The organism is Bradyrhizobium manausense (assembly GCF_001440035.1).
Lineage (GTDB): Bacteria > Pseudomonadota > Alphaproteobacteria > Rhizobiales > Xanthobacteraceae > Bradyrhizobium > Bradyrhizobium manausense.
On record NZ_LJYG01000048.1, the window covers coordinates 22,151 to 47,959 of the forward strand.

The following is a 25,809-nucleotide window of genomic DNA, read 5'->3' on the forward strand; positions in this document are numbered from 1 at the left end:
AGGAATGACGACCCAAATAGGCTCATTCGCTGGATTTTCGGTCCCTCAGCCTATATTTGAGGGCCGTCCTCCACCTCACCTCCGGGTTCCATGACGCCGCCGCGCAAGCTGCACATCAAATCATATGGCTGCCAGATGAACGTCTACGATGCCCAGCGCATGGTGGACACCCTGGCTCCGGAAGGATTCGTGAAGACCGCGAGCGCCGAGGACGCCGACCTCGTCATCCTCAACACCTGCCATATCAGAGAGAAGGCCTCCGAAAAGGTCTATTCCGAGCTCGGCCGCCTGCGCGTCGCCAAGGACGAAGCGGCGCGCGAGGGCCGCGCCATGCAGATCGCGGTGGCCGGCTGCGTCGCGCAGGCCGAAGGCGAAGAGATTGTGCGCCGCGCGCCCGTGGTCGATGTCGTGGTCGGACCGCAGAGCTATCATCATCTGCCCGACCTCCTGAAGCGCGCCGGCCATGAAGGCCGCGCGATCGAGACCGAGTTTCCCGCCGCCGACAAGTTCGGCTTCCTGGCCCAGCCCAAGCCCGATGCGATCCGCGCGCGCGGCATTTCCGCTTTCGTCACGGTGCAGGAAGGCTGCGACAAGTTTTGCACGTTCTGCGTCGTGCCCTACACGCGGGGCTCGGAGGTCTCGCGCCCGGTGGCGAAGATCGTCAACGATGTGAAGCGGCTTGCCGACAATGGCGTGCGCGAGCTCACGCTGATCGGGCAGAATGTCAACGCCTATCACGGCGAGGGGCCTGACGGAAAAACCTGGGGGCTCGGCCGGCTACTCGAACATCTGGCGACGATTCCCGGCATCGCGCGGCTGCGCTATTCGACCAGCCACCCCCGCGACGTCGATGACAGTTTGATTGCGGCCCATCGCGATCTCGACGCCCTGATGCCGTTCGTGCATCTTCCGGTGCAGTCGGGCTCGGACCGGATTCTTGCCGCCATGAACCGGAAACATACCGCCGATGATTATCGGCGCGTCGTCGATCGTTTCCGCACCGCGCGCCAAGACATTGCTTTTTCATCAGATTTCATCGTCGGCTTTCCCGGCGAGACTGAGCAAGATTTTCTCGCGACCCTCGCGCTTGTCACGCAAATCGGCTACGCTGCGGCGTATTCGTTCAAATACTCCGCCCGGCCGGGAACGCCGGCCGCGGACATGCAGGAGACGGTGTCCCCCGCCGAGATGGACCAGCGATTGGAGCGGCTCCAGAACTTGATCGACAGCCAGCAATCGGCCTTCAACAAGGCTGCGATTGGCTCAACGGTCGACGTGCTGTTCGAACGCCCGGCGCGCAAGGACGGCCAGATCGTCGGCCGCACCGCCTTCCTCCAGCCCGCGCATGTGATGGCCTCGCCCGACATCATCGGAAAAATCCTGCCGGTCAGGATCGACAGCCTCGAGCGCTACAGTTTCCTCGGCGAGCTCGCCGCGCCACGCCATGCGCGCGAGCCCGCTTTATCATCCATCGCCACTGGAGCCTGAACCCTTGCCAAAAAGCGCATCGGATTCGCCTGCTATCGCTCCCAGCCGCAAATTTGACCGCGACATGCAAGTTCCGCCCGAGACCCAGGTCGTCATCGACTTCGACGACAACCGCGCCGCATCCGCGCTGGTCGGCCCCTACGGCCAGAACCTGGCGCAGATCGAGCGCCGGCTCGGCGTCGTCGTGGACTCCAAGGGCAACCACATCACCATCAGCGGCACCCGCGACGGCTGCGACGCGGCGCGCCGCGTGCTGGAGACTCTTTATGCCCACGCGGTGAAGGGGCAGGACGTCGACCAGGGCGAAGTCGAAGGCGCAATCCGCGCCGTGATCGCGCAAGGCTCGCTGTTCGAGTTCGACGCCAAGTCGGCGAAGTCGACCTTCGACAGCATCAATTTGCGCAAGCGCCCGGTGCGCGCACGCACGGCGGCGCAAGACTCCTACATCCGCGCGCTGAAGCGCCATGAACTCGTGTTCGGCATCGGCCCCGCCGGCACCGGCAAGACCTGGCTCGCGGTCGCCCATGCCGCGCAATTGTTCGAGCGCAAGGAGGTCGACAAGATCATCCTGTCGCGCCCGGCGGTGGAAGCCGGCGAGCGGCTCGGCTTTTTGCCCGGCGATCTCCGCGAGAAGGTCGATCCGTATCTGCGCCCGATCTACGACGCCCTCTACGACCTGATGGACGCGCGCATCGTCGAGCGCGCGCTGCAGACCGGCGAGATCGAGATCGCACCGCTCGCCTTCATGCGCGGTCGCACGCTGACCAATGCCGCGATCATCCTCGACGAGGCCCAGAACACCACGTCGATGCAGATGAAGATGTTCCTCACGCGTCTTGGCGAGAACAGCCGCATGATCGTCACGGGCGATCCCTCGCAGATCGATCTGCCGAACGGCCAGACCTCGGGACTCGCCGAGGCGACGCGCCTGCTCGATGGCGTCGAAGGCATTGCGCAAGTTCATTTCAAGGCCGAGGACGTGATCCGCCACGAGCTCGTGGCACGAATCGTCGCCGCCTATGAAGGCTCGGCGCAGCGGCCGCCCGCCGGCAACAAATCCTGACGAGACAACAGCGGGATCAGGCGGGCGTTGACACAACGCCTTATCGTTCCGAACAAAGCCATGTCACATCCCAACCTTCCCATCACCGAGGTCCTCGTCGTCGCCGATTGCTGGCAAAGCGAGCCCGATGCCGAAGCCGTGATCCAGCGCGCCGTTGCGGCAGCCGCCGAATCCGTCGACGAAGACCTCGCGGACGCGGAAGTGGCCGTGATGCTGACCGATGATGCCGGCATCCGCACGCTCAACGGCAACTGGCGCGGCATCGACAAGCCGACCAACGTGCTGTCGTTTCCCGCGCTGCAGCCCGAGGGCGAATGGAAGCCGGGCGATGCGCCGCGCATGCTCGGCGACATCGCGATCGCCTTTGAGACCATGCGGCGCGAGGCGGACGAGCAACACAAGCCGTTCGACCATCATTTGAGTCATCTCGCGGTGCATGGTTTCCTGCATCTGATCGGCTACGATCACGAGAACGACGACGACGCGGAAGAAATGGAAGCACTCGAGATCGAGATCCTGGCTCATCTCGGCATCCCCGATCCCTATGCAGACCGCGCGGGGACGCACTGAAATGCCGGACTCAGAGCCTATTCACGACAATCCGCGCAACACGGCCAATCTGCCGGCCGTCGTGACGCCGGGCGAGGTCATGCGCCCGACCGCGGAGGGCTGGCTTTTGCGGGCCATCCGCACGCTGTTCGGCTGGAAAGCCGGCTCGGTGCGTGACGATCTCCAGGTGGTGCTGGACGCATCGACGCCCGATGACACCGGCTTCTCCGCGGTCGAGCGCACCATGCTGCGCAACATCCTCGGCCTGCACGAGCGCCGCATCGCCGACGTCATGGTGCATCGTGCCGACATCATCGCTGTGAAGCGCGACATTCCGCTCGGCGAATTGATGGATCGGTTCGAGAGGGCGGGCCATTCGCGCCTCGTCGTCTACAACGAGACGCTCGACGATCCCGTCGGCATCGTCCACATCCGCGATCTGCTCGCCTTCATGACCGCGCGGGCGCGCGTCTCGGAGGCCACCAAGACCAAACGCAAGAAGCCGCTGCCGGCCGGGCTCGACCTGAAGGCCGTGGACCTCGCGATGCCGCTGCAGGATGCGCGCATCATCCGCAAGCTGCTCTACGTGCCGCCGTCGATGCGCGCGATCGACCTTTTGGCGCAGATGCAGGCGACGCGCATTCACCTGGCGCTCGTCGTCGACGAATATGGCGGCAGCGACGGGCTGGTTTCGCTCGAGGACATTGTCGAGCAGATCGTCGGCGAGATCGACGACGAGCATGACAGCGACGAGCCGCCGTCGATCGTGCGGCTGCCCGACAACGCCTTCATCGCCGACGCCCGCGCCAGCCTGAAGGATGTGCGCACCGTCATCGGCGAGGACTTCGTCACCGGCGAGGCCGGCGAGGAAGTCGAGACGCTGGGCGGTTATCTCGTCAGCTTCGTCGGGCGCCTGCCGGTGCGCGGCGAGGTGATCTCGGGTCCCGGCCATTACGAGGTCGAGGTGCTCGATGCCGATCCGCGCCGCGTCAAGCGGCTGCGCATCTCGACCCGGAAAGAACGCCCCACACCGCGCACCCAGCGCGAGCGAAGCCGCCGCGAGGCCGCACCCGACAGCGGCCAGCCGCCGGCCAGTGACACCCCGACCCCGCCGCCTGCCGACGGGACCGGCCCGCAGTGAGCGCGTTCCAGCGTTTCCGGCAGATTGCGCTTGCCATCATCCTGACCTGGGGATGGAAGCGCGCGTTCCTGGCGATGGCGTGCGGCGCGTTCTCGGTGCTGGCGCTGGCGCCGTTCAACGTCTTTCCGGTGCTGTTCATCACCTTCCCGGTGATGGTCTGGCTGATCGACGGCGCGGGTGCCGGACGTTACGGCGGCGTCCCCGCCGCGGCGCTGACCGGCTATTGGTTCGGGCTCGGCTATTTCGTCCCTGGCCTCTACTGGATCGGCTACGCCTTCTTCGTCGACGCCGACGTGTTCGCCTGGCTGACGCCGTTCGCCGTGCTGGGATTGCCGGCCTATCTCTCCATCTTCACGGCGATCGGCTTCGCGCTGGCCCGCCTGCTCTGGACCAAGGATGCCACCCGCATTCTCGCGCTCGCCGCCAGCCTCACCATTGGCGAATGGCTGCGCGGGCACGCGCTCACGGGTTTTCCCTGGAACGCGTTCGGCTATGCGCTGTCGGAGCCGCTGGCGCTGGCACAGACGGCCTCGCTGATCGGCCAGTGGGGCATGACCTTCCTCACGGTCGCGATCTTCGCAAGCCCGGCGGTGCTGATCGACCGCACGCGCGATCGCAATCCGGCATGGCGCGTGCCGGCTGCGGCGCTCGCGCTGCTGGTCGTCATGGGCATTTTCGGCGCGATCCGCCTGTCGCTGCATCCGACCACGATGGTTGCGGGCGCCAAGCTGCGCCTGATGCAGCCGAACCTGCAGCAGGACCTGAAATTCAACTACTCCGCCAAGGCGGCGGTGATGAAGAAATATCTGGCGCTGTCGGACCGCGCCTCCGGACCGCAATCGAGCGGCGTGAGCGCGGCCACCATCCTGATCTGGCCGGAATCTGCCTTTCCGTTCTTCCTGACCCGCGAAGCCGACGCGATGGCTGAGATCGCAGCCCTGCTGCCCAAGGGCACGGTGCTGATCACCGGCTCGGTCCGCGCGCCCGATCAGCCACCGGGCACGCCGATCACGCGGGCCTACAATTCGATCTATGTGATCGACCACGACGGCAGCGTGCTCGCCGTCTACGACAAGCTGCACCTGGTGCCGTTCGGCGAATATCTTCCGTACCAGGGCATCATGGAGAAGCTCGGCTTCGAGCAACTGACGCGCATGCGCGGCGGCTTCATTCCCGGTACGGTGCGGCACATGCTACCGGTGCCGAGCGCACCGCCCGCATTGCCACTGATCTGCTACGAGGCCATCTTCCCCGACGAGATCCGCACGCGCGACGAGCGCCCGGGCTGGATGGTGAACCTCACCAATGACGGCTGGTTCGGCATTTCGACCGGTCCGTACCAGCATCTGGAGCAGGCGCGGATGCGCGCCATCGAGCTTGGACTGCCGCTGGTCCGCTCGGCCAATACCGGCATCTCGGCCGTGATCGATCCGGTGGGACGGACGGTGGCCAGCCTCGGCCTCGGCATCGAAGGCATTTTGGACGCAAATCTGCCGACCGCAATCCCGCCCACGATCTATGCGAGAGTCGGTGACATCCCCGCAGCCATGCTCGTCGCACTGGCTGTGATTTTGGCGGTGCGGTGGCGCGTTGCCAAACGGCGCCCCTGATTACCGCGCTTGCGATGTCCGGCGAGGTGGCCGGAATCCTTTGACAACCGTAGTCCCACGGTTGACAGACTGCACACGGGCTCCCCATTCTGCACCGTCTGCAAAAGACAGCGGTGCATTGCTAAATTTCTCCGCAATGTTTCCCCAATCAGAGTGAAGTTTTGACGTCGCTGTCACCTGAGGCGATCGTTCATTGCGCCGACGGTGGTGTTTGGAGGGCTGAGGAAATGTCGAAAGCGCCCAACCCTGTTGACAAATATGTCGGCAGTCGCGTGCGCATGCGCCGCATCATGTTGGGCATGAGTCAGGAAAAGCTCGGTGAAGCTTTGGGCCTGACGTTCCAGCAGATCCAGAAATACGAGAAGGGCACCAACAGGGTCGGCGCGAGCCGCATCCAGCAAATTGCAGAGATTCTGCAGGTGCCGGTATCGTTCCTGTTCGAAGGCGGACCGAGCGGCGTCGCCGGCCCCGACGGCTTCGCCGAAGGCGCATCGCCCTCTTATGTCTCGGACTTCCTCGCGACATCGGAAGGGCTCGCTTTGACCAAGGCGTTCACCCGAATCACCGATTCGAAGCTGCGCCGTTCGATCGTCGATCTGGTCGAGCAGATCGCCGCCCGCGAAGGCCCGGACAAGCGCTGAGGCGCTTTTTCATTCCGATTTGAGACTGCGCCAAATCTGGCCTATGTCGTCATTTGCGGACCGCGCCTCGCGCTGCCTCCGCTCAAATGATGCGATTCAAAGGCACAGATAGGTCCATGGCGAGCTCCAATTCATTCGATTCCCAAACTATCCTCGCCGGTATCCGCCGCTGGGTGGAGATCGAGACGCCGACGGAAGTGCCCGAGCAGGTCAACAAGCTGACCTCGATGGTTGCCGATCATTATCGCGATCTGCCCGTCACGCTCGAACGCATCGCCGGTGTCGATGGCTGCGGCGATCATCTTGCGGTGCGTTCGACCTGGGGCCAGGACCGACCCGGTATCCTGGTGCTTAGTCATCTCGATACCGTTCATCCCATGGGCTTCATCGCGCGGCTGCCGTTCAAGGTCGAAGGCGACAGCGCGTTCGGTCCCGGCATCTACGACATGAAGGGCGGCGCCTACATCGCCTATCACGCCTTTCGCGAGCTGTGCGCCGCACCCACCCGTCCACCGCTCGGCATCACCCATCTGTTCACCTCCGACGAGGAGATCGGCAGCCCGACCTCGCGCGCGCTGATTGAGAACGAGGGGCGCAAGGCCAAATACGTGCTGGTGACGGAGCCGGCGCGCGACGGCGGCAAGATCGTCACCGGACGCAAGGGCGTCGGGCGCTTCCAGGTGTTCATCAAGGGCGTGCCCGCGCATGCCGGCTCGCGGCCCGAAGACGGTCGCAGCGCGGTGCGTGAGCTCGCCAACGTCATCCAGACGCTGGAAGGGATGAACGATCTGGCGCGCGGCGTCACCGTCAATGTCGGCGTGGTGCGCGGCGGCACCCGCCCCAACGTCACGCCGGAAGAAGCCTATGCCGAAGTCGATCTGCGCGTGCCTGGTACCAACGACGCGGACGAGTTCGTCGGCAAGATCCTCGGACTGACCTCGCAGACGCCAGGCGTGACCGTGACCGTCACCGGCGAGCTCAACCGTCCGCCTTACGAGAAGGGCAATGCCGGCGCCTCGCTGTATGAGCACGCCAAGACGCTGGCCGCCGAACTTGGTTTCGAGCTCGTCGACACCCACACCGGCGGCGGCTCGGACGGCAATTTCACCGCGCCTCACACCGGCACGCTCGACGGTCTCGGCGTCGACGGCAAGGGCGCGCACACCCATTATGAGCAGCTTTACATCTCCTCGCTCGAACCGCGCGCCCGCCTGCTCTATCGCCTGTACCAGACGCTGCGATGAGCGAACGCAAGTCAGATCCCGATCGCGCCGGCGGCGAGCGCGCCTTCTTCGGACGGCGCAAGGGTCACAAGCTCAGGCAGCACCAGGCCGATCTGGTCGATCATCTGCTGCCGCATCTGTCGCTCGACATCACGGCGGAAAGACCGGCGAACGCGAACGAGATCTTCGATCCCGCGGCCGAGGATGTGCGGCTCGAGATCGGCTTCGGCGGCGGCGAGCATCTCGCCGCGGAAGCGCTGAACTTTCCGACCACCGGCTTCATCGGCTGCGAGCCTTACGTCAACGGCATGGCCAAGATCCTCGCGCAGATCGAAGCGGCCAACATCCGCAACATCCGCCTGTTCGCCGGCGATGCCGCCGAGCTGCTGGCCTGGCTGCCCGATGCCTCGCTGTCGCGGATCGACCTGATCCATCCCGATCCCTGGCCGAAGCGACGGCACTGGAAGCGACGCTTCGTGCAGGACAGGACCGTCGCCGCGATGGCGCGCGTGCTGAAGGCGGGCGGTGAATTCCGCTTCGTCTGCGACATCGACGATTACTGCGCCTGGACGCTGTCGCATCTGTCGCGCGCGTCGGATTTCACATGGCTCGCCGAGCGCGCCGATGATTTCCGTCAGCCCTGGGCCGGCTACACCATGACGCGCTATGGACGAAAAGCCGCGCGCGAGGGACGCAAGGCGGCGTATTTGCGGTTCAGGCGGTCTTAGTCGTCATTGCGAGCGAAGCGAAGCAATCCAGAATCTCTCTGCGGAGAAACCTCTGGATTGCTTCGCTTCGCTCGCAATGACGGAGGGTGGAGCTAGATCGTCTGCCGGTTGCGCCAGAAATTCACGACGCGCTCGGCGGTCGATGGCATCAGGCGGGCGAAGTTCAGGCGCGCCTGCTCGAGATCGGCATCACCAGGGGTGCGATGCGGCCCGTACCACATCAGGATCAGCGCGCGCACCGTCGGCCAGCCCAAATTCAGCACACGGCCGACGACCAGAATCGGATCGTAGCGGTCGCCCCCGAGCAGGCGATCGAGCATCGGCAGCCTGACGCCTGACATCGCCGAGAGCGTGGCAACCGATTCCTCGTATTTGTGCGCCTTGGCGAAGCCGAGCAGCGCGCTCTCGCCGAGATGGCCGCCGCGATGCAGACCGAGCACCGTGCGTTGCGCGTCCGAGAAATCACGTCGCGGCCCGGGCGGCAGCGAAGCCTCCTCGATCGCCGCCATCGCGCGCTTGATCTCGACCTGACGCGTCGGATTGACCACCGTGGAAAGGCGACGCCTGATGACGTCGAGCGTGCCGTCCAGAAGCTCCTTGAGGTGCTCGCCCGAAAGATCCTCGCGCAGGCCGATCTTGAGCGTCAGCACGCCGTCCTGGCTCGCACGCTTGATCAGCTCCGAATAGCCGCCCGGCGAGAAATGCGCCCCGGCATTGCCGGCGGCGCGGCGCACCACGTCGCGATCGCCGCGCTGGACCAGCACGTCGGTGATCTCGGTCGACAAGGTCGGCCGCTCCGTTATCGCCAGCAGATGGCCCTGGCCTTTCAGCCGGGCGATCTCGACAAGCGCGGCTTCATCGAGCACGGGCGAGCGGCGCAGCACAGGACCCGCCACCATGATCTCGTTTTCACGCGCAAGCTGGCCGACCAGATGAGGCGGCGCATTGTCCAGCCGCGAGAAGCGCTCGGCGAGATCGACCCGCGCGGCAAGCTCGGCATGCGGGACCAGGTCGATCAGGAGATTGTCAAAGAGATCGACCAGCTCGGGACGGAGATTTGAAGCGTCCTGGAAGAACAGCGCGGAGATAGCGCTCGCGATCTCGCCACGACGCCGGGGATCACCGCGTTTGACGATATCGTCCAGTCCGGGAATGAGCGACGTGGCAACGGTCATGGAACGCAAACTCGAATCTGGCACGCCGTGGGCGCGCCATAGCTCAAGCCGCTCCACAATTGCGGAATCTAGGCCCCCTTCGTGAAAGAAGCGTTGCTCCCAGGGGCGCTGGTCGGTACTCCCCAGGGGCGCCAAGGGGCGACGGCCAAGGACGCAAAAAGCCACATCCGTCTGCGATGGGCCTTGTCCGGGGGAGCGGAAAGGGTTATATCAGCGCCAATTCATCTTCTCATACGATCCGCGTAGTGAGAGTGGGCCCGAAAGGACCCGCTCTTTTTTATTACCTGAACGCGGCTCGGTAGAAGATTGCGGCCCGACGCTGTCGGGAAAGTTCCGAAGCGGGCTTTGTCCTCTTAGCCAAGCGTTAACCATCGAGCGCCTTGACCCCTGATATGACCGGACCGACCACTGGTTCCACCGATGCCGAGTTGCTGGCCGAGCCGAGGCTCGTGGTCGAGCCGGGCGTGGCGGCACGGGTGTCTGCGGTCGCGGCGCCCGTGCTCGAAGGCATGGGCTACCGCCTGGTGCGGATCCGTATTTCGGGCGAGGCCGGCTGCACCGTGCAGATCATGGCCGAACGGCCTGATGGTTCGATGCAGCTCGAGGATTGCGAGGCGATTTCGCGGGCGCTGTCGCCCGTGCTTGATGTCGCCGACCCCATCGACCGCGCCTATCGGCTGGAGATCTCCTCGCCGGGGATCGATCGGCCGCTGGTGCGCCGCTCCGATTTCGAGCGCTATTGCGGCCATCTGGTGAAGGTCGAGATGGCCGTCGCCCATGAGGGCCGCAAGCGGTTCCGTGGCATTCTCGGTGCCGTCGAAGGCGACCGCGTGCACCTGCGTCGCGACGACGCCAAGGCGGGCGACGATGCCGACGTGCTGCTGACCATGGAAGATATCGGTGAGGCACGGCTGGTGCTGACCGATGAGCTGATCGCCGAATCGATGCGCCGCGGCAAGGCCGAGGAACGCAAGATGCGCCGCGATCTCGGTCTGGAGCCGCCGCAGGCACCGCACGCCGAGATCAGTGCGAAAATCACCAAGAACACCAAGCCGAAAAAGAAGCCGGCACCGACCAATACCAAGAAACATCGCCTTGCCGCCGAACGCGCGCGGCGCGGCGAGATCGAGCCTGACGAAGGAGACTAGCCATGGCAGTCAGCGCCAACAGACTTGAATTGCTCCAGATCGCCGACGCCGTCGCCCGCGAGAAATCGATCGATCGCGGCATCGTCATCGCGGCGATGGAAGATGCCATCGCCAAGGCAGCGCGCGCCCGTTACGGCAGCGAGACTGACGTTCACGCCGAGATCGACCCGAAGAAGGGCGAGCTGCGGCTGTCGCGCCACATGCTGGTGGTCGACAAGGTCGAAAACCATTCCAACCAGATCTCGCTGATCGACGCGCAGCGCGCCAATCCGGGCGCCCAGGTCGGCGACACCATCGCAGACACGCTGCCGCCGCTGGAATATGGCCGCATCGCCGCGCAATCGGCCAAGCAGGTGATCGTGCAGAAGGTGCGCGAGGCCGAGCGCGACCGGCAATATCAGGAATTCAAGGACCGCATCGGCGACATCGTCAACGGCGTCGTCAAGCGCGTCGAATATGGCAGCGTGATCGTCGATCTCGGCCGTGGTGAAGCCATCATCCGCCGCGACGAGATGCTGCCGCGCGAAGTGTTCCGCAACGGCGACCGCGTCCGCGCCTATATCTTCGACGTCCGTCGCGAGACCCGCGGACCGCAGATCTTCCTGTCCCGCACCCATCCGCAGTTCATGGCGAAGCTGTTTGCGCAGGAAGTGCCTGAAATCTATGACGGCATCGTCGAGATCAAGGCGGTCGCCCGCGATCCGGGCTCGCGCGCGAAAATCGGCGTGATTTCCCGCGATTCCTCGGTCGATCCCGTCGGCGCCTGCGTCGGCATGCGCGGCTCGCGCGTGCAGGCCGTGGTGAACGAATTGCAGGGCGAGAAGATCGACATCATTCCGTGGTCACCCGACATCGCGACCTTCGTGGTCAACGCGCTGGCGCCGGCCGAAGTGTCCAAGGTCGTGATCGACGAAGACCGCGAGCGGATCGAGGTCGTGGTGCCCGATACCAACAACCAGCTCTCGCTGGCGATCGGCCGCCGCGGCCAGAACGTGCGCCTCGCCTCGCAGCTCACCGGCTGGGACATCGACATCCTGACCGAGCAGGAGGAATCGGAGCGCCGCCAGGCCGACTTCGAGAACTCCACCCGCGTCTTCATGGAATCGCTCAATGTCGACGAGGTGGTCGGCCAGCTGCTGGCGTCCGAAGGCTTCACCTCGGTCGAGGAACTCGCGATGGTGGACCTCAAGGAACTCGCCAGCATCGAGGGCTTCGACGAGGAAACCGCGCAGGAGCTGCAGAGCCGTGCCCGTGAATATCTCGATCAGCAGGAAGCCGAGATCGAGGCCAGGCGCAAGGAGCTCGGCGTCGAGGACGCCGTGAAGGACGTGCCCGGCGTGACCTCGAAGATGCTGGTGAAGTTCGGCGAGAGCGACATCAAGACAGTCGAGGACCTCGCCGGCTGCGCCACCGACGATCTGGTCGGCTGGACCGAGCGCAAGGAAGGCGGCGAACAGACCAAGTTCGCCGGCGCGCTCGACGGCCTCGGCATCTCGCGTGACGAGGCGGAAGCCATGATCATGCAGGCCCGCATCAAGGCTGGCTGGATCACCGAGGCCGACCTCGCCAAGCCGGCCGAAGAGGCTGACGCGGCCGAAGATCAGCCGGCTTAAGGGCAAAGGAGAATGTCGCCCGGATGCTTGCCAGCGTTGACAGCGAACTTGACCATGGACCGCGGGCCGAAAGGTCCGCGACCATGCGCATGTGCGCGGTCAGCCGCGAGGTCCGGCCGATCGATGAGCTGATCCGCTTTGTCGTATCGCCTGCCGGCGATATAGTTCCCGATCTCAAGCGCAAGCTGCCTGGACGCGGCATGTGGGTGACCGCCTCGCGCCAGGTGGTTGCGGAAGCCGCGCGGCGTCACCAATTTAGCAAAGCCTTCAAGCGCGAGCTGCGCACTCCCCAGACGCTTCCCGCCGACATCGAGGCGCTCCTGGTCCGGAGCGTGACCGAAGCCCTTGGGATTGCCGCCAAGGCGGGCCAGATCGTCACCGGATTCGGCAAGGTCGAGAGCGCCCTCAGGGAAGGCACGGTCGAGGTCCTGATCCACGCCAGCGACGGGGCTGCGGACGGAATCCGCAAATTGGACATGCTGGCACGGCAAAATGCCGGAAATCGCGGTGCCAAGCCGCAGATTCCCGTCATCACCGCCCTGAAATCGGTAGAATTGGATTTGGCACTGACCCGGTCAAATGTGATACATGCTGCCCTGCTCGCGGGCCCGGCGAGCAAGTCATTCCTGTCACGTAGCCAGATGCTGGTCCGATACCGGATGGCGGACGCCGACAAGACTGCCGAAAAGCCCGGCCAGGATTTCTGAGAGACACGACGACCCGATTGGACGGTGCGGAAACGCACAACACTGAATAAATCAGGATTAGGACTGCTGAATGGTTGATACCAAGACCCCTGACGACAAGAAGCTGAGCGTTCCGAGCAAGACGCTATCGCTCAAGCCGCGCGTCGAAACGGGCACTGTGCGCCAGAGCTTCAGCCATGGCCGCAGCAAGCAGGTCGTGGTCGAAAAGCGCGGCAAGCGCCGCATCGACGGCACCCCTGAGCCGCAGGCCCCCACGGTTGTCGCAAAGCCGGCGCCGGCTGCGCCCACGCCCGCCCCGTCACGCCCGGTGCCACCGCGCAACGCCGGCTCCGGCGTCGTGCTGCGTACCTTGACCGAGGACGAACGTTCCGCTCGCGCCAGCGCGCTCGCTGACGCCAAGGTTCGCGAAATCGAAGAGCGCCGCCAGGCCGAGGAAGAGGCCCAGCGCCGCGCCGTCCGCGAGGCCGCCGAACGCGCCGAGCGCGAAGCCGCCGAATCCCGCCGCAAGGCCGAGGAAGAGCGTCACCGTCACGAGGACGAAGCCAAGCGCAAGGCCGAGACCGAAGCCAAGAAGCGTTTCGGCGAAGGCGAGCAGCCGGCAGCCGGCGCGCGTCCCGCCGCCGCAGCTTCGGCCCCGGCGGCCACCGCCCCGCGCCCCGCGCCGACCACGACGCGTCCGGGAGCGACGACCACCGCTCGCCCGGCAACCACCACGTCACGGCCGGGCGGCCCCGTCGGTCGCACGCCCGCGGTTGCGGCCGGTCCGGACGAGGACGATGGTCCGCGCCAGATCCGCCGCGGGCCCGGCGGCGCCGCGCGTCCTGCCGCGGCCCCGAAGGCCACGCACAAGCCCGGCCCGCAGAAGGAGCGCGGCCGTCTGACCGTCGTGACCGCTCTCAACGCGGACGACGTGCGCGAGCGCTCGATCGCCTCGTTCCGCCGCCGCACCCAGCGCCTGAAGGGCCATGCCTCGAACGAGCCGAAGGAAAAGCTCATTCGCGAAGTGACGATTCCGGAAGCGATCACCATCCAGGAACTCGCCAACCGCATGTCCGAACGCGCGGTCGACGTCATCCGCATGCTGATGAAGCAGGGCGCGATGCACAAGATCACCGACGTGATCGACGCCGACACCGCGCAGCTGATCGCCGAAGAGCTCGGCCACACCGTCAAGCGCGTCGCCGCGTCGGACGTTGAAGAGGGTCTGTTCGACCAGGTCGACGATTCCACCGATACCGAGACGCGTTCGCCTGTCGTGACCGTGATGGGCCACGTCGACCACGGCAAGACCTCGCTGCTCGACGCGCTCCGCCATGCCAACGTGGTGTCGGGCGAAGCCGGCGGCATCACCCAGCATATCGGCGCCTATCAGGTGCTGTCGCCCGAAAGCGGCAAGAAGATCACCTTCATCGACACGCCCGGCCACGCCGCGTTCACCGCGATGCGCGCCCGCGGCGCCAAGGTTACCGACATCGTCGTGCTGGTGGTCGCGGCCGATGACGGCGTCATGCCGCAGACGATCGAAGCCATCAATCACGCCAAGGCGGCCCGCGTGCCGATCATTGTTGCCATCAACAAGATCGACAAGCCCGATGCCAAGCCCGAGCGCGTCCGCACCGAGCTGCTCCAGCACGAGGTGCAGGTGGAATCCTTCGGCGGCGAAGTCGTCGACGTCGAAGTCTCCGCCAAGAACAAGACCAATCTCGACAAGCTGCTCGAGATGATCGCACTCCAGGCCGAAATCCTCGACCTGAAGACCAATTCGGAGCGTCCGGCCGAAGGCACCGTGATCGAGGCCAAGCTCGATCGCGGCCGTGGTCCGGTTGCAACCGTGCTGGTCCAGCGCGGCACGCTGCGTGTCGGTGACATCATCGTCGCCGGCGCCGAGATGGGCCGCGTCCGTGCGCTGATCTCGGATCAGGGCGAGACCGTGGACGAGGCCGGCCCGTCGGTGCCGGTCGAGGTGCTCGGCTTCAACGGTCCGCCGGAAGCCGGCGACCGTCTCGCGGTCGTCGAGAACGAAGCCCGCGCCCGCCAGATCACCAGCTACCGCGCGCACCAGAAGCGCGAGAACGCGGCGGCCTCGATCTCAGGCATGCGCGGCTCGCTCGAGCAGATGATGTCGCAGTTGAAGACGGCGGGCCGCAAGGAATTCCCGCTGATCGTCAAGGCCGACGTGCAGGGCTCGCTGGAAGCGATCCTCGGCTCGCTGGAGAAGCTGGGTACCGACGAAGTCGCAGCCCGCATCCTCCATGCCGGCGTCGGCGGCATCTCGGAATCCGACGTGACGCTCGCGGAGGGCTTCAACGCCGCGATCATCGGCTTCTCGGTTCGTGCGAACAAGGAAGCCGCTGCCGCCGCCAAGCGCAACGGCATCGAGATCCGCTACTACAACATCATCTACGACCTCGTGGACGACGTGAAGAAGGCGATGAGCGGCCTGCTCGCGCCGACCTTGCGCGAAACCATGCTGGGCAATGCCGAGATCCTGGAGATCTTCAACATCTCCAAGGTCGGCAAGGTTGCCGGCTGCCGCGTCACCGACGGCACCGTGGAACGCGGCGCCAATGTGCGCCTGATCCGCGACAACGTCGTCGTGCACGAAGGCAAGCTGTCGACGCTGAAGCGCTTCAAGGACGAGGTGAAGGAAGTCCAGGCCGGCCAGGAATGCGGCATGGCCTTCGAGAACTATCACGACATGCGTGCCGGTGACGTGATCGAGTGTTATCGCGTGGAGACGATCCAGCGCTCCCTGTAAGTCCAAATCTTACCGAAGCGCCCGGATCTTTTTGAGCTGAAATTGCGGGAGTGCGATGGCCGGATTTTTTCCGGCCATCCACGCTCCATTCGTTCAACAGGACAAATGACAATGCTCGTGTCCCAAACGCGGGCACGTTGAGGTGATTTTCGACCATGCCACGGCATCATCAGAAGAAGGGTTCCGCGCCCGGCGGCTCGCAGCGTCAGCTGCGCGTCGGGGAGCAGGTTCGCCACGCGATAGCCGATATTCTGGCGCAAGGCAGCGTGCATGATGCGGACCTCGAAGGCCACATCATCACCGTGCCGGAGGTGCGGATGTCGCCCGATTTGAAGCTCGCGACAATCTACGTGATGCCGCTCGGTGGCCGCGACACCGAGCTCGTCATCACTGCGCTCGATCGCAACAAGAAATTCCTGCGCGGCGAAGTCGCGCGGCGCGTTAACCTGAAATTTGCACCTGACATTCGCTTCCGCGTCGACGAACGATTCGACGAAGCGGAACGGATCGAGAAGCTTTTGCGAACACCTGCGGTGCAGAAGGACTTGGACAAGAATCCGGATCAGAACCCGGATTCGGATCGGGAAGAAGAACAATGATGATGAACCCCGCACACGGCGCGATCGGCAGCGATGAGGTCGATGCGCGCGAGGCGCAGCAAAATAGTTTTGCGGATATCGGCGGCAATGGAGAGCCGCATCGGGAGGCGCGTCGCGTCAACAACGATCCGCGTGCGAACAAGCACAAGGGCAATCAGGTGCGCCGCGATCGTCGCGACGTGCACGGCTGGGTCGTGCTCGACAAGCCGATCGGCATGACCTCGACGCAGGCCGTTGCCGTGCTCAAGCGCCTGTTCAACGCCAAGCGCGCCGGCCATGCCGGCACGCTCGATCCGCTCGCCTCCGGCGGACTGCCGATCGCGCTGGGTGAAGCCACCAAGACGGTTCCCTTCGTCATGGATGGCCGCAAGCGCTACCGCTTCACCGTGTGCTGGGGCGAGGAGCGCGACACCGACGATATTGAAGGCCGGGTCACCGCCACATCTGACCACCGCCCGACCCGGGAGGCGATTGAAGCCCTGCTGCCCCGTTTCACGGGAGTCATCGAGCAGGTTCCACCACGCTATTCCGCGATCAAGGTCCAGGGCGAGCGGGCCTATGACCTCGCCCGCGACGGCGAGGTCGTGGAGCTGGCCCCCCGCCCGGTCGAGATTCACCATTTAATCCTTGTAGATCAACCAGATAATGACCGGGCCGTGTTCGAGGCCGAGTGCGGCAAGGGGACCTATGTCCGGGCACTCGCCCGCGATATGGGCCGGATTCTCGGTACTTTCGGTCATATCTGCGCGCTGCGGCGGACCCTGGTCGGCCCATTCAGCGAAAATGACATGATTCCGCTGGATCAGCTGGAGGCTTTGTGCGATAGAGCCGCGTCCGGCGAGGGAAGCCTCGCCGACGCGCTGATGCCCGTTGAGACCGCGCTGGACGACATCCCGGCACTGGCCGTCACTCGGGCTGATGCGGCAAGGCTCCATCGGGGCCAGGCCGTTTTGTTGCGCGGACGGGATGCGCCCACAAGTAGCGGCACAGTCTATGTCACGGTGGCAGGCCGTCTTTTGGCGCTTGCTGAAGTTGGCAATGGCGAAATCATCCCCAAGCGTGTGTTCAACCTGACCGGCTTGACTGCCTCAACCGGTCGCAACGAGAGAAATTGACGATGTCGATTGCCGCAGAACGCAAAGCGGAAGTCATCAAGACGAATGCCACCAAGGCCGGTGATACCGGTTCGCCCGAGGTTCAGGTCGCGATCCTGTCGGAACGCATCAACAACCTGACCAACCATTTCAAGACCCACGTGAAGGACAACCATTCGCGTCGTGGTCTCTTGAAGCTGGTCTCGACCCGCCGCTCTCTCCTCGACTATCTGAAGAAGAAGGACGAGGCGCGGTACAAGGCGCTGCTCGAGAAGCACAACATTCGTCGCTAAGAGTTCTTGCGCGCGCCACTGGCGCGCGTTTTTGCGCGTGATTTCGAGCGAAAGCGCTTATTGCAGGGTTTTTGATCGAGGCTCACGCGTAAGTCCGGTGTGAGCGATGTTTCGCATCCGGGGGCATGAACAGCGAAGACCAAAGGTTCGGTGTTCGCGAACGTGCCGACTGACAGTCCAGCAGCAATCCGGCGGCTGGGCGCAACGGGCAAGGTGCCCGTATGACCCGAAAGGATGGACGCCATCCGACATCCAAAAACCATGGCAGGATCGCAGGACGCTGATCGCCCGCTCCGATCAGCGTCCTGCAATCTTGACATGGTTTTTGTTTTTCGAGCCGTCCCTTCTTTCGAGAACCCATGAAAGAAGACCTCTATGTTCAATAAGCATTCAGTCGAGATCGACTGGGGCGGACGCCCTCTCAAGCTCGAAACCGGCAAGATCGCACGCCAGGCCGACGGCGCCGTCATCGCCACCTATGGCGAGACCGTGGTGCTCGCCACCGTCGTCGCGGCGAAAGCGCCGCGTGAAGGCGTCGATTTCCTGCCGCTGACCGTCGACTACCAGGAAAAGACCTACGCAGCTGGCCGCATTCCCGGCGGCTATTTCAAGCGCGAGGGCCGTCCGACCGAGAAGGAGACGCTGGTCTCCCGCCTGATCGACCGTCCGATCCGTCCGCTGTTCGTCGACGGCTGGCGCAACGAGACCCAGGTGATCGCCACCGTGCTGTCGCACGACATGGAGAACGATCCTGACATCGTTGCTCTCGTGGCCTCCTCGGCCGCGCTGACGCTGTCAGGCGCGCCGTTCAAGGGCCCGATCGGCGCCGCCCGCGTCGGCTTCGCCAATGACGAGTTCATCCTCAACCCGACGCTCGACGAGATGGTCGACACCCAGCTCGACCTGGTCGTCGCCGGCACCGCGGATGCCGTGCTGATGGTGGAATCGGAAGCCAAGGAGCTGAACGAAGACATCATGCTCGGCGCCGTGATGTTCGGTCACCGCCACTTCCAGCCTGTGATCAACGCGATCATCGAGCTCGCCGAGAAGGCCGCCAAGGAGCCGCGCGAAGTCACCGTGATCGACAACGCCGCGCTCGAGAAGGAAATGCTCGGCCTCGTCGAGCAGGAGCTGCGCGCTGCCTACGCCATTCCGGTCAAGCAGGATCGCTACGCCGCGGTCGGCAAGGTCAAGGAGAAGGTGATCGCCCACTACTTCCCCGAAGGGCAGGAGCCGAAATACGACAAGCTGCGCGTCGCCGCCGTGTTCAAGGAACTCGAGGCGAAGATCGTTCGCTGGAACATCCTCGACACCGGCAAGCGCATCGACGGCCGTGACGTCAAGACCGTGCGCAACATCGTCGCCGAAGTCGGCGTGCTGCCCCGCGCCCACGGCTCGGCGCTGTTCACCCGCGGCGAGACCCAGGCGATGGTCGTGACCACGCTCGGCACCGGCGAGGACGAGCAGTATATCGACGCACTGTCGGGAACGTACAAGGAGACGTTCCTGCTGCACTACAACTTCCCGCCCTTCTCGGTCGGCGAGACCGGCCGCCTCGGCGGCACCAAGCGCCGCGAGATCGGCCACGGCAAGCTGGCCTGGCGCGCGATCCACCCGGTGCTGCCGCCGCATCACGAGTTCCCCTACACCGTGCGCGTCGTCTCGGAGATCACCGAATCCAACGGCTCCTCGTCGATGGCTTCGGTCTGCGGCGCCTCGCTCGCGCTGATGGACGCCGGCGTGCCGTTGAAGCGGCCGACCGCGGGCATCGCGATGGGCCTGATCCTCGAAGACAAGCGCTTCGCGGTTCTCTCCGACATCCTCGGCGACGAAGACCATCTCGGCGACATGGACTTCAAGGTCGCCGGTACCGAAGCCGGCATCACCTCGCTCCAGATGGACATCAAGATCGAGGGCATCACCGAGGAGATCATGAAGGTCGCTCTCGGCCAGGCCAAGGAAGGTCGTATCCACATCCTCGGCGAGATGGCGAAGGCGCTCACCAACGCCCGCGCCGAACTCGGCGAATACGCGCCGCGCATCGAGACCTTCAAGATCGCCACCGACAAGATCCGCGAAGTGATCGGCACCGGCGGCAAGGTGATCCGCGAGATCGTCGAGAAGACCGGCGCCAAGGTCAACATCGAGGACGACGGCACCGTGAAGGTCGCATCCAGCGACGGCGAGGCGATGAAGGCCGCGATCAAGTGGATCAAGTCGATCGCGTCCGATCCGGAAGTCGGCCAGATCTATGACGGCACCGTCGTCAAGGTGATGGAGTTCGGCGCCTTCGTGAACTTCTTCGGTTCGAAGGACGGCCTCGTTCACATCAGCCAGCTCGCCGCCAACCGCGTGCAGAAGACCTCCGACGTCGTCAAGGAAGGCGACAAGGTCAAGGTCAAGCTGCTCGGCTTCGACGATCGCGGCAAGACCCGCCTGTCGATGAAGGTGGTCGACCAGACCACCGGCGAAGACCTCGAAGGCAAGGACAAGGGCGGCGAGGGCGAGAAGGCTCCGCGCGAAGCAGCCGGCGAGTAATCGCTCAAGCCACGTCAGAAACACGAAGGGCGGCCGCAAGGCCGCCCTTTTTGTTGATGCTCGGATCTATCCGCCTGGTTCTTCACCTCTCCCCAACGGGGAGAGGTGAAGTACTCACGCCGCGAGGTCGAACCGGTCGAGGTTCATCACCTTGGTCCAGGCCTTGGCGAAGTCGGCCACGAACTTCTCCTTCGAATCCGAGGTCGCATAGACTTCGGCGAAGGCGCGGAGCTGCGAGTGCGAGCCGAAGATCAAATCGGCGCGCGTGCCGGTCCACTTCACCGCATTGGTCTTGCGGTCGCGGCCCTCATAGGAGCCGTCGGCCACCGGCGCCCACGCCGTGCTCATGTCGAGCAGGTTGACGAAATAGTCGTTGGACAGCGTGCCCACCTTGGCGGTGAAGACGCCGTGCTTCGACCCGTTCGCGTTGGCGCCGAGCACGCGCAGGCCGCCGACCAGCACGGTCAGCTCAGGCCCCGTGAGCTTGAGAAGCTGCGCGCGATCGACGAGCGCTTCTTCCTCCCGCAGGAACTGATGCTTCTTGCCGACATAGTTGCGGAAGCCATCGGCCCGCGGCTCCAGCGGCGCGAAGGAGGCCGCGTCGGTCTGCTCTTGCGAAGCATCCATGCGACCCGGCGTGAAGCCAACCTTGACGTCGACGCCGGCATCCTTCGCCGCCTTCTCGACCGCGGCGGTGCCGCCGAGGACGATGAGATCGGCGAGCGAGACCTTCTTGGCGCCTGAGGACGCGTTGAAGTCCTTCTGGATCGCTTCGAGCTTGCCGAGCACCTTGGAGAGCTGGGCCGGCTGGTTGACCTCCCAGTCCTTCTGCGGGGCAAGACGGATGCGCGCACCGTTGGCGCCGCCGCGCTTGTCCGAACCGCGGAACGTCGAGGCCGATGCCCAGGCGGTCGAGACCAGCTCGGACACCGAGAGGCCCGAAGCCAGGATCTTGGCCTTCAGCGCGGCGATGTCCTGATCAGAGACCAGCTCGTGATTCACGGCCGGAATCGGATCCTGCCAGATCAGCGTCTCCTTCGGCACCAACGGGCCGAGATAGCGCTGGATCGGACCCATGTCGCGATGGGTCAGCTTGAACCAGGCGCGGGCAAACGCGTCCGCGAACTGATCGGGGTTTTCCAGGAAGCGACGCGAGATCTTCTCATAGGCCGGATCGAAGCGCAGCGAGAGATCGGTCGTCAGCATCGTCGGGCGATGCTTCTTCGACTTGTCGAAAGGATCGGGAATGATGGCGTCGGCACCCTTGGCCGTCCACTGGTTCGCACCGCCCGGGCTCTTCGTCAGCTCCCATTCGTACTTGAACAGGTTCTCGAAGAAGTTGTTGCTCCACTTCGTCGGCGTCGTGGTCCAGGTCACTTCGAGGCCGCTGGTGATGGTATCACCGGCGAGGCCCGTGGCGTGCTTGCTCTTCCAGCCAAGGCCCTGATCTTCCAGCGCGCCCGCTTCCGGCTCGGCACCAACCAGCGACGGATCGCCGGCGCCATGGGTCTTGCCGAAGGTGTGGCCGCCGGCGATCAGCGCAACGGTTTCTTCGTCGTTCATCGCCATGCGGAAGAAGGTCTCGCGGATGTCCTTGGCCGCGGCGACCGGATCCGGCTTGCCGTTCGGGCCTTCCGGATTGACGTAGATCAGGCCCATCTGCACCGCGCCGAGCGGCTCGGCGAGCTGGCGTTCGCCGCTGTAGCGCTCATCGCCCAGCCAGGTGCCTTCCGGACCCCAATAGAGCTCTTCCGGCTCCCAGACATCGGCGCGACCACCGGCGAAGCCGAACGTCTTGAAGCCCATCGACTCCAGCGCGACGTTGCCGGCGAGCACCATCAGATCGGCCCAGGAAATCTTGCGACCGTATTTCTGCTTGATCGGCCAGAGCAGCCGGCGCGCCTTGTCGAGGTTGGCGTTGTCAGGCCAGGAGTTGAGCGGAGCAAAACGCTGCTGACCGGCACCGGCGCCGCCGCGGCCGTCGGTGATGCGGTAGGTGCCGGCGCTGTGCCAGGCCATGCGGATCATGAGGCCGCCATAGTGGCCGAAATCGGCGGGCCACCATTCCTGCGAATCCGTCATCAGGGCGGTCAGGTCCTTGATGACCGCATTCAGGTCGAGCGTCTTGAATTCCTTGGCATAGTCGAACGCCTCGCCCATCGGATCGGACAGGCTGGAATTCCTGTGCAGCATGTCAATGCTGAGATTGGTGGGCCACCAGTCGCGGTTCGCTGGCACGCGTTTGCCGCCCGAAAACGGGCACTTCGAAGTGTCGTCCATGAATACCTCCTCTGGTGGCGTCCGACTGCGCCATTGACCAGGTCGAAGCACTCTAAGCGTCGGCTTCGATCAGGGGAAGTTGACTTTAATGATCGCTGCGATAGGTTTTTCTGATGATCAATCTGACGCTGCGCCAGCTGCGCTATTTCGACGCGCTCGCCCGCCATGGTCATTTCGGCCGCGCCGCGGAAGCCTGTTCCATCTCGCAGCCGGCCCTGTCGATGCAGATCAAGGAGCTGGAGGAGGCGCTCGGCGGGCTGCTGCTGGAGCGCAGCGCGCGCCAGGTTGCGCTGACCCGGTTCGGCGAGGAGCTCGCCCAGCGCGTCCGCGACATCCTGCGCTCGGTCGATGAGCTCGGCGATTTCGCCCGTGCCTCGCAGAACCGTTTTGCCGGGCGCCTGCGCATCGGCATGATCCCGACGATCGCGCCCTATCTTTTGCCCAAGATCACCAAGAATCTGACGCGCATGCATCCGGAGCTCGATATCCGCGTGCGCGAGACGATGACACCGCGGCTGATCCAGGAGCTGGTCGAAGGGCGGCTCGACACCGCGATCGTCGCCCTGCCGGTCTCCGAGCCCTCGCTCACCGAGGTCGCCCTGTTCGAGGAGAAATTCCTGCTGGTGCGGCCGGGCACGGATGCGGGCACCCCGGTGCCGTCGCGCGAGATGATGCGCGAGATGCGGCTGCTGCTGCTCGAGGAAGGCCATTGTTTCCGCGACCAGGCGCTGTCGTTCTGCAACATGCAGTCGGCGCCGCCGCGCGAGATGCTGGATGCGAATTCGCTGTCGACGCTGGTGCAGATGGTCAGCGCCGGCATCGGCGTTACCTTGATTCCGGAGATGGCGGTGTCGGTGGAGACGCGATCGGCGTCCGTCTCGCTGTCGCGCTTCCGCGACCCCGAGCCGTCGCGCACCATCGGCATGGTCTGGCGCAAGACCAGCCCGCTGGCGCGCCAGCTGCTGCAGATTTCCGAGGTGGTGTGTCTGTCGGCCGGCAAGGTGCGCGCGCGGCAGACCATGCGTGGGCAGAAGGCCTGAGTTGGTCATGCCCGATCTGATCATCCGCCCCGCCCGGGTCGACGAATATGACGAAATCGCTCGCGTCTGGATGGAGAGCTGGGTCTCGACCGGACTCGCCCAAGCCAGCGATTTCCTGCTGGCGAACCTGCGCGCCCGCGTCCGGCGCGAGATCGAGGACGGCTGGAGCCTGTTCGTCGCCGATGATCAGGGCACCATCGCCGCGATGCTGGCGCTGCATCTGCCAAAGCACTATCTCGACATGCTGTTCGTCGGGCCCGCCTATCAGGGTCAATCGCTCGGCCGGAAGCTGCTCGCCTTCACGCGCACGCAAATGCCCGACGAGATTGACCTGCGCTGCGTTCGCGAGAACGAGAAGGCCTGGCGCTGGTATGAGCGCGAAGGCTTTGTGTTCGAGAAGGAAGAGGTCGAACCGTCGAACGGGTTCGTGATGAAATACTATCGTTGGGAGCGCAAAGGGAGCTCGCCATGATCAAGCTCTATGGTCACCCCGCTCGCGTTCGTTCTCGACGCTCTGGCTGATGGAAGAGAGCGGGCTGCCCTATGAACGGGTGCTGACCGACATTTCGACCGGCGCGCAGAAGGTACCGGACTGCGAGCTCTCGTAAGAGCCTGTGAGTCATTTCCGCATTCGATATTAAAGAGTGGGTAGCGCCCGCGCTGATGTCGGGGGCCGTCGATGTCGAACCGCCGGGGGATGGCTGTGCTGTCTATGCTTTTGCCAGTTGGTGTCCTTGCAGGATGTTGTTGGTGAGGGCGTACCAGAGCACGACGGCACGGACCTTCTCGATGCCGCGCACGGTCAATTGCCTGAGGTCCCAGTTCCGCCACCGGGCATGGATGCATTCGCAGATCGTGCGGGCTTTGTACTGTGCCTTGCCGGCTTCGCTGGCCATGCGGGCCCGCCAGGCCGCGACGCCAGGACCGTCGCTGCTCCGAGGTAAAAAGGGATCGACACCGCTCCTGGAGTTGGGCGGAGGACAGTAGACCTCGACGCCTTCACCGTGCGCCCATTCGATGTCCTCGCCGCTGCAGAACCCGCCATCGGCGAGGTAGCGACGCGGCAAGCGCTTCAGCCGAGTGCGCGTTCGCTCCAGCATCGGCCGCATCAAGCCGCGATCTGATCCGTTGTTGTCGATGTCGACCGTGACCACGATCAGTTCGCCGGCCGCGCTGGCCACCTGCACATTGTAGGCGGGGCGGAAGCCGGCATCTGCCATCTTCATCACCCTTGCCTGCGGGTCGGTGGTGGAGGCCCGGGGCTCCTTCGGCTTTTTGCCATTGCCGCCTTTTTCGTCGAGTTGCTTGCGCTTCCGCTTGATCTCGTCCAAAGCCCTCTGCGCAGCCTGCACCCGCTCACTGCGTTCGCGTGCCGCGCGCTCTCTGGCCGCCCTGATACGCCGGCTGCTGGCTTCCGGATCCGCATCGACCTCGCGCTTGAGCTCTTCCACCACAGCCTTCGCTTGGGCCATCTGCCGGCCGAGCGTTGCCTCCCGCCGGAACGAGCCGGCCCCCGCATTCGCCCGTATCCGCACCCCGTCCTGGGTCAGCTTCTCCAGATCAATCAGCCCTGCCTCATTCAGAGCCACCAGATGTTCGACCAGCAAACGGTCCAGCAGGTCCGCGCAGCCGACCCGGAAATCCGACAGTGTGTGATAGTTCAAAGACACGCCGCCGCAGAGCCAGCGGTAGACGTCGTGACTGTCGCAGAGCCGATCCAACGCCCGCGCGCTGCCAACGCCATCGCTCGTGGCGTACAGCCAAAGCGCCAGCAGCAGCCGGGGTGATGGCGCCGGATGGCCCGGCCTGTTTTCCCGTGCCTTAACCCGATCTTCCAGCTCGCTCAGGTCGAGCCCCTCGACATAAGCCCAGATCACCCGGGCCAGATGATCCTGCCCGATCAGGCTGTCGATATCGACCGCCCGCAATTCGACCTGATTGCGCACGGGCTCGCGCAGCCGAGGTGCACCCCGCGGCACCGCTTCGGTTCGTGGCGCCGACTGATCCGGCAATTCGCCAAAAAGTCCCTCGTCAGCCATCATCCTCTCCAGCAGATCAGTCTGCCTAGAGAATCACATTCGCCCGACACGCGGTACAAAAGATTCACAGTCTCGTAGGGTG

General features: G+C 64.6%; 21 protein-coding genes and 1 pseudogene. 19 read left to right on the top strand and 3 right to left on the bottom strand.

The genetic code is table 11. The features are described from left to right. Positions 1-90 precede the first annotated feature (90 nt). The 8 genes from miaB (at position 91) to trmB (ending at position 8,443) form a co-directional block, all read left to right on the top strand. Positions 91-1,488, top strand: a complete 1,398-nt coding sequence (miaB, locus tag AOQ71_RS13015; RefSeq protein ID WP_057746943.1) for a tRNA (N6-isopentenyl adenosine(37)-C2)-methylthiotransferase MiaB — start codon at positions 91-93, stop codon at positions 1,486-1,488. A gap of 64 nt (positions 1,489-1,552) precedes the next feature. After that, positions 1,553-2,551 carry a PhoH family protein gene (locus AOQ71_RS13020; protein ID WP_057746945.1) on the top strand — a complete coding sequence of 333 codons (999 nt, stop codon included), beginning with the start codon at positions 1,553-1,555 and terminating at the stop codon, positions 2,549-2,551. Positions 2,552-2,611: 60 nt separating this feature from the next. Then, on the top strand, positions 2,612-3,121 hold the full coding sequence (gene ybeY / locus AOQ71_RS13025) for an rRNA maturation RNase YbeY (RefSeq protein WP_057746947.1): 510 nt from the start codon (positions 2,612-2,614) through the stop codon (positions 3,119-3,121). 1 nt (position 3,122) lies between these two features. Continuing rightward, the gene (locus tag AOQ71_RS13030; protein WP_057746948.1) at positions 3,123-4,241 is read left to right on the top strand and encodes a hemolysin family protein; all 1,119 of its coding nucleotides are present in this window, start codon (positions 3,123-3,125) and stop codon (positions 4,239-4,241) included. Then, a complete protein-coding gene (lnt, locus tag AOQ71_RS13035) occupies positions 4,238-5,851 on the top strand; it encodes an apolipoprotein N-acyltransferase (RefSeq protein WP_057746950.1) in 1,614 nt (537 codons plus the stop codon). Before AOQ71_RS13030 ends, lnt begins: the two co-directional genes overlap by 4 nt. Before the next feature lie 227 nt (positions 5,852-6,078). Then, positions 6,079-6,492, top strand: a complete 414-nt coding sequence (locus AOQ71_RS13040; protein WP_057746952.1) for a helix-turn-helix domain-containing protein — start codon at positions 6,079-6,081, stop codon at positions 6,490-6,492. An 86-nt stretch (positions 6,493-6,578) separates the two neighbouring features. After that, positions 6,579-7,736 (top strand): M20 family metallopeptidase, encoded by a 1,158-nt coding sequence (locus AOQ71_RS13045; RefSeq protein WP_057746954.1) that lies wholly within the window; start codon positions 6,579-6,581, stop codon positions 7,734-7,736. Beyond that, positions 7,733-8,443 (top strand): tRNA (guanosine(46)-N7)-methyltransferase TrmB, encoded by a 711-nt coding sequence (gene trmB / locus AOQ71_RS13050; RefSeq protein ID WP_057746956.1) that lies wholly within the window; start codon positions 7,733-7,735, stop codon positions 8,441-8,443. Before AOQ71_RS13045 ends, trmB begins: the two co-directional genes overlap by 4 nt. A 92-nt stretch (positions 8,444-8,535) precedes the next feature. Here the strand turns inward: trmB and AOQ71_RS13055 are convergent, their stop codons facing one another. Next, on the bottom strand, positions 8,536-9,618 hold the full coding sequence (locus tag AOQ71_RS13055; protein WP_057746958.1) for a DUF2336 domain-containing protein: 1,083 nt from the start codon (positions 9,616-9,618) through the stop codon (positions 8,536-8,538). A 392-nt stretch (positions 9,619-10,010) separates the two neighbouring features. Here AOQ71_RS13055 and rimP point away from each other — a divergent pair, with 392 nt between their 5' ends. The 8 genes from rimP (at position 10,011) to pnp (ending at position 20,368) form a co-directional block, all read left to right on the top strand. Continuing rightward, complete coding sequence (gene rimP, locus AOQ71_RS13060) at positions 10,011-10,766, top strand: ribosome maturation factor RimP (RefSeq protein WP_057746960.1); 756 nt, start codon at positions 10,011-10,013, stop codon at positions 10,764-10,766. Positions 10,767-10,768: 2 nt separating this feature from the next. Next, positions 10,769-12,379: a transcription termination factor NusA gene (gene nusA / locus AOQ71_RS13065; RefSeq protein WP_057746962.1), complete on the top strand. Its 1,611-nt coding sequence runs from the start codon at positions 10,769-10,771 to the stop codon at positions 12,377-12,379. A 23-nt stretch (positions 12,380-12,402) separates the two neighbouring features. After that, entirely contained in the window at positions 12,403-13,086 is a 684-nt protein-coding gene (locus tag AOQ71_RS13070) for an RNA-binding protein (RefSeq protein WP_057746964.1), read from the top strand. A gap of 70 nt (positions 13,087-13,156) precedes the next feature. After that, entirely contained in the window at positions 13,157-15,844 is a 2,688-nt protein-coding gene (gene infB, locus AOQ71_RS13075; RefSeq protein ID WP_057746966.1) for a translation initiation factor IF-2, read from the top strand. Between the two features lie 155 nt (positions 15,845-15,999). Further along, a complete protein-coding gene (gene rbfA / locus AOQ71_RS13080; protein ID WP_057746969.1) occupies positions 16,000-16,443 on the top strand; it encodes a 30S ribosome-binding factor RbfA in 444 nt (147 codons plus the stop codon). After that, the gene (gene truB, locus AOQ71_RS13085; protein WP_057746970.1) at positions 16,440-17,558 is read left to right on the top strand and encodes a tRNA pseudouridine(55) synthase TruB; all 1,119 of its coding nucleotides are present in this window, start codon (positions 16,440-16,442) and stop codon (positions 17,556-17,558) included. Before rbfA ends, truB begins: the two co-directional genes overlap by 4 nt. Positions 17,559-17,560: 2 nt before the next feature. Then, a complete protein-coding gene (gene rpsO / locus AOQ71_RS13090; RefSeq protein ID WP_008540131.1) occupies positions 17,561-17,830 on the top strand; it encodes a 30S ribosomal protein S15 in 270 nt (89 codons plus the stop codon). A 375-nt stretch (positions 17,831-18,205) separates the two neighbouring features. Beyond that, on the top strand, positions 18,206-20,368 hold the full coding sequence (gene pnp, locus AOQ71_RS13095) for a polyribonucleotide nucleotidyltransferase (RefSeq protein ID WP_057746972.1): 2,163 nt from the start codon (positions 18,206-18,208) through the stop codon (positions 20,366-20,368). A gap of 114 nt (positions 20,369-20,482) precedes the next feature. Here pnp and katG read toward each other — a convergent pair whose 3' ends face one another. After that, a complete protein-coding gene (katG, locus tag AOQ71_RS13100) occupies positions 20,483-22,648 on the bottom strand; it encodes a catalase/peroxidase HPI (protein WP_057746974.1) in 2,166 nt (721 codons plus the stop codon). A 113-nt stretch (positions 22,649-22,761) separates the two neighbouring features. Between katG and AOQ71_RS13105 the strand changes: the two genes are divergently transcribed. The 3 genes and pseudogenes from AOQ71_RS13105 to AOQ71_RS50555 form a co-directional block, all read left to right on the top strand. Next, positions 22,762-23,688, top strand: coding sequence for a hydrogen peroxide-inducible genes activator (locus tag AOQ71_RS13105; protein ID WP_057746977.1), 927 nt, complete (start codon positions 22,762-22,764; stop codon positions 23,686-23,688). A 7-nt stretch (positions 23,689-23,695) separates the two neighbouring features. After that, positions 23,696-24,160: a GNAT family N-acetyltransferase gene (locus AOQ71_RS13110; RefSeq protein WP_057746983.1), complete on the top strand. Its 465-nt coding sequence runs from the start codon at positions 23,696-23,698 to the stop codon at positions 24,158-24,160. Further along, positions 24,129-24,281 (top strand): annotated as a pseudogene (locus AOQ71_RS50555) (thioredoxin domain-containing protein); the annotation flags it as partial. The gene AOQ71_RS13110 and the pseudogene AOQ71_RS50555, both read left to right, overlap by 32 nt. Before the next feature lie 117 nt (positions 24,282-24,398). Here the strand turns inward: AOQ71_RS50555 and AOQ71_RS13115 are convergent. Continuing rightward, positions 24,399-25,730 carry an IS1182 family transposase gene (locus tag AOQ71_RS13115; protein ID WP_057742559.1) on the bottom strand — a complete coding sequence of 444 codons (1,332 nt, stop codon included), beginning with the start codon at positions 25,728-25,730 and terminating at the stop codon, positions 24,399-24,401. Positions 25,731-25,809 lie beyond the last annotated feature (79 nt).

Excerpts from the sequence above, each read along its gene's own strand:
- pnp (WP_057746972.1), top strand. The coding sequence starts at position 18,206 with ATGTTCAATAAGCATTCAGTCGAGATCGACTGGGGCGGACGCCCTCTC.
- rpsO (WP_008540131.1), top strand. The coding sequence starts at position 17,561 with ATGTCGATTGCCGCAGAACGCAAAGCGGAAGTCATCAAGACGAATGCC.
- nusA (WP_057746962.1), top strand. The coding sequence starts at position 10,769 with ATGGCAGTCAGCGCCAACAGACTTGAATTGCTCCAGATCGCCGACGCC.
- miaB (WP_057746943.1), top strand. The coding sequence starts at position 91 with ATGACGCCGCCGCGCAAGCTGCACATCAAATCATATGGCTGCCAGATG.
- rimP (WP_057746960.1), top strand. The coding sequence starts at position 10,011 with ATGACCGGACCGACCACTGGTTCCACCGATGCCGAGTTGCTGGCCGAG.
- infB (WP_057746966.1), top strand. The coding sequence starts at position 13,157 with ATGGTTGATACCAAGACCCCTGACGACAAGAAGCTGAGCGTTCCGAGC.
- trmB (WP_057746956.1), top strand. The coding sequence starts at position 7,733 with ATGAGCGAACGCAAGTCAGATCCCGATCGCGCCGGCGGCGAGCGCGCC.
- AOQ71_RS13040 (WP_057746952.1), top strand. The coding sequence starts at position 6,079 with ATGTCGAAAGCGCCCAACCCTGTTGACAAATATGTCGGCAGTCGCGTG.
- katG (WP_057746974.1), bottom strand. The coding sequence starts at position 22,648 with ATGGACGACACTTCGAAGTGCCCGTTTTCGGGCGGCAAACGCGTGCCA.
- AOQ71_RS13070 (WP_057746964.1), top strand. The coding sequence starts at position 12,403 with ATGCTTGCCAGCGTTGACAGCGAACTTGACCATGGACCGCGGGCCGAA.
- truB (WP_057746970.1), top strand. The coding sequence starts at position 16,440 with ATGATGATGAACCCCGCACACGGCGCGATCGGCAGCGATGAGGTCGAT.
- AOQ71_RS13115 (WP_057742559.1), bottom strand. The coding sequence starts at position 25,730 with ATGATGGCTGACGAGGGACTTTTTGGCGAATTGCCGGATCAGTCGGCG.
- ybeY (WP_057746947.1), top strand. The coding sequence starts at position 2,612 with ATGTCACATCCCAACCTTCCCATCACCGAGGTCCTCGTCGTCGCCGAT.
- AOQ71_RS13020 (WP_057746945.1), top strand. The coding sequence starts at position 1,553 with ATGCAAGTTCCGCCCGAGACCCAGGTCGTCATCGACTTCGACGACAAC.
- rbfA (WP_057746969.1), top strand. The coding sequence starts at position 16,000 with ATGCCACGGCATCATCAGAAGAAGGGTTCCGCGCCCGGCGGCTCGCAG.
- AOQ71_RS13045 (WP_057746954.1), top strand. The coding sequence starts at position 6,579 with ATGATGCGATTCAAAGGCACAGATAGGTCCATGGCGAGCTCCAATTCA.
- AOQ71_RS13055 (WP_057746958.1), bottom strand. The coding sequence starts at position 9,618 with ATGACCGTTGCCACGTCGCTCATTCCCGGACTGGACGATATCGTCAAA.
- AOQ71_RS13105 (WP_057746977.1), top strand. The coding sequence starts at position 22,762 with ATGATCAATCTGACGCTGCGCCAGCTGCGCTATTTCGACGCGCTCGCC.
- AOQ71_RS13110 (WP_057746983.1), top strand. The coding sequence starts at position 23,696 with ATGCCCGATCTGATCATCCGCCCCGCCCGGGTCGACGAATATGACGAA.
- AOQ71_RS13030 (WP_057746948.1), top strand. The coding sequence starts at position 3,123 with ATGCCGGACTCAGAGCCTATTCACGACAATCCGCGCAACACGGCCAAT.